This window comes from Pseudomonadota bacterium (genome assembly GCA_030860485.1).
GTDB lineage: Bacteria > Pseudomonadota > Gammaproteobacteria > JACCXJ01 > JACCXJ01 > JACCXJ01.
Genome location: JALZID010000034.1, coordinates 1 through 2,454 on the forward strand (window position 1 = coordinate 1; position 2,454 = coordinate 2,454).

Consider the following 2,454-nt stretch of genomic DNA (forward strand, 5'->3'; position numbering starts at 1 on the left):
GTTGGCGGAAGCCGCACTCCCAACCGGTGTGGACGCGACCGTTGCATCGGCGCTCAGACGCACCGTACAGCTTTCCTTCGTGTCCGGCTTTCGCTGGATCATGCTGCTAAGTGCGGGCCTCGCGCTCCTGAGCGCGCTCGCCGCCTGGGTATTGGTCGAGCGACGACCGCGCGCGAAGAAGTGATCACGCTGCAATGGACTGGTCGAGTGGCGGTTCCGAACCCCTCGCTAAACCGGCCGTAGACAGACGCCAGCCGCTTGCGCGCCTGGCTAGGGCGATGTCTCCAGGCTCGTCTATCATACGCGAATGGGTATGGAACGGCGCAAGTTTAAAACCAAGGCCGAGGCGCGACAGGCGGTGTGGGATGCCCTGGTCGAGGCGCGGGTGGCGCGCTTCCCCTTCCCGACCCACGGACGCATCCCGAACTTCGAAGGGGCTAGTGAGGCGGCCGAGCACCTGCTCGCGCACCTGCTGTTTCATAAAGTCCGCTGCGTCAAGGTCAACCCCGATAGCCCCCAGAGGCCCGTCCGTGAGGCCCTGCTGCGGCGTGGCGTCATGGTGCTCGTCCCGACCCCGAGGCTCAAAGGGGGGTTCCGCACGTTCGACCCGGCCAAGATCCCGGCGGACAAGATCTCAGAAGCCGCAAGCCTGGGCGCCGGCACGCGCTGGGGACAGGAGGTGCCCCTTGAAGCCCTTCCGCCGGTGGACCTCATCGTCACGGGCTCTGTAGCCGTGACCCGCGATGGCCACCGCTGCGGAAAGGGGCACGGTTACGGGGACCTGGAATACGCGATCCTGAGAGAGCTCGGGCAGCCACCCATACCCGTCGTGACGACCGTCCACGCCATGCAAGTGGTTGAGGTCTTTCCGGCGGACCCGCATGACCTCCCGGTCGCGGTCATCGCCACGCCCGAAAGATGCTTCGAGGTCCCCTTACCTCCGCAGGTCCCCAGCGGGATCGACTGGGATCGGCTACCGCCGGATGCCATGGAAGCGATGCCGATCCTGAAGTCGTTACGGGATCTTCGAGTGCCCGCCCGCCCCAAGACGGCTTCTTAGAGGGTATACCCATGGGGACCCGCCTGCTTCCGCCATCAGGCTCCAGCGGCACGGCCGGGGTCCGGCTATGAGCGAACGCATTACGAAAATTGACGCTACTCGGGATCGCGAATACAAAGGCAGAGCAGCACCAGCCCGACTAGCGCAGCGATGCGAAACGCCGCCTGCTGTGCGTTCCATCGCTCCGACTGCCACATCAAGAACCATTCCCCACCGATCCCCATAAACCCTAGGAACCAAAGGCTGAAACCGAGCGTCAGGCCGGCGACCGCAATGCGTTTGGAGCGATGGAACAGGGCTTCCTCCTGACGCACCGCCTTGAGAAGCGATGCTGTGCCCGCCCAGCATAGTAACGCAACGGTCGCCTCGACCAAGATAATCGCGGCATACGCGGCATGGTGGAGGATCGGGGAGCGGATCGCACGCCATGCCTCTTTGCTGTTCGGGAAGACCGTGTCCATCATCAAGACGTGCTGGACGAAAATAAAATTCGATCCATAATCGTTGATGTTATTGAAGACAACCAAGGTTGTGTACAGGGCGACCGAAGCCACCAGGGCAATCTTGCTATAGCGGACAGCGATCATACAGATCCAGTTCTAACGAGGCCCCCTCAGACCGACGTCCTCCAATCATAAACTTGACTGATTTGCATCACATTTCATAATGCAACTCTAGGGGCGTCGCGATGAGGCTTGAATCGATGCCACGCCGGCTTCTACGGCCTTCGGTCGCCCCTTTATATTTGCTCTTGGCGGCCGTCTCAAACAGGGGGTTGCATTCTTCAGCGAGAATGCCGCCGATGACCGTGGTTTGACGAAAAGGCGTTCGTCGCACGACTCTTTCGCACGGATCTCGATTTGCTTCCAACCAAGGCGTTGCAAGTAAGGGATCGACGTCCCGTAGTAGACAGTGGGGATCCCCGCCCACTCGATGGCGCTTTGACACATGGGACAGGGTTCGGCCGTGGTATACAGGTCTACTTCGGCCCAATCGATCGAGGGATGGTCGGTGGCACAGCGGTTGATGACGACGATCTCGCCGTGAAAGGTAGGGCTCTCGGACGAGCGGTTGTGTCCTTCGGCGACAATGACGCCTGTGGCCCGCCGCACGATCACCGCTCCGAATGGCAACTCCGGAACCTGCTTGGCCATGGCGATCGCCCGTCGCATGTACTGTGGGTGGCTGTTCGGCGCGGTTGCTGCCCTCGTTGGGGGGGATATCGGCTCGTGGTCCACGGCACGTGCGCGCGACGCCGCGGCTAACGCTAACGAGGCTTCGCCTCAGACCGACGAGATGTATGTCGTAAGGCCGGGGCGTGGTGCATAATGGAAGGAGAGGCTCCGGTTCGACGGTGAAGAACTGCACGCAGTTCTTGCCAATGATGTAGGCCG

4 protein-coding genes are annotated in these 2,454 nt (G+C 61.8%); 2 read left to right on the forward strand and 2 right to left on the reverse strand.

Annotated elements, in window-relative coordinates; translation table 11 throughout:
* Both M3461_01475 and M3461_01480 read left to right on the forward strand, forming a co-directional pair.
* The coding region (locus M3461_01475; GenBank protein ID MDQ3773134.1) for an MFS transporter at positions 1 to 184 on the forward strand (184 nt) is incomplete at its 5' end.
* A 129-nt stretch (positions 185 to 313) separates the two neighbouring features.
* Entirely contained in the window at positions 314 to 1,060 is a 747-nt protein-coding gene (locus M3461_01480) for a 5-formyltetrahydrofolate cyclo-ligase (GenBank protein MDQ3773135.1), read from the forward strand.
* A 95-nt stretch (positions 1,061 to 1,155) separates the two neighbouring features.
* Here M3461_01480 and M3461_01485 read toward each other — a convergent pair whose 3' ends face one another.
* Both M3461_01485 and M3461_01490 read right to left on the reverse strand, forming a co-directional pair.
* On the reverse strand, positions 1,156 to 1,644 hold the full coding sequence (locus tag M3461_01485; GenBank protein MDQ3773136.1) for a DUF2165 domain-containing protein: 489 nt from the start codon (positions 1,642 to 1,644) through the stop codon (positions 1,156 to 1,158).
* A gap of 90 nt (positions 1,645 to 1,734) precedes the next feature.
* Positions 1,735 to 2,214 carry a nucleoside deaminase gene (locus M3461_01490; GenBank protein MDQ3773137.1) on the reverse strand — a complete coding sequence of 160 codons (480 nt, stop codon included), beginning with the start codon at positions 2,212 to 2,214 and terminating at the stop codon, positions 1,735 to 1,737.
* Positions 2,215 to 2,454 lie beyond the last annotated feature (240 nt).

Bases quoted from the DNA above. Each gene is read 5' to 3' on its own strand.
- M3461_01490 (MDQ3773137.1), bottom strand. From the start codon at position 2,214: ATGGCCAAGCAGGTTCCGGAGTTGCCATTCGGAGCGGTGATCGTGCGG.
- M3461_01480 (MDQ3773135.1), top strand. From the start codon at position 314: ATGGAACGGCGCAAGTTTAAAACCAAGGCCGAGGCGCGACAGGCGGTG.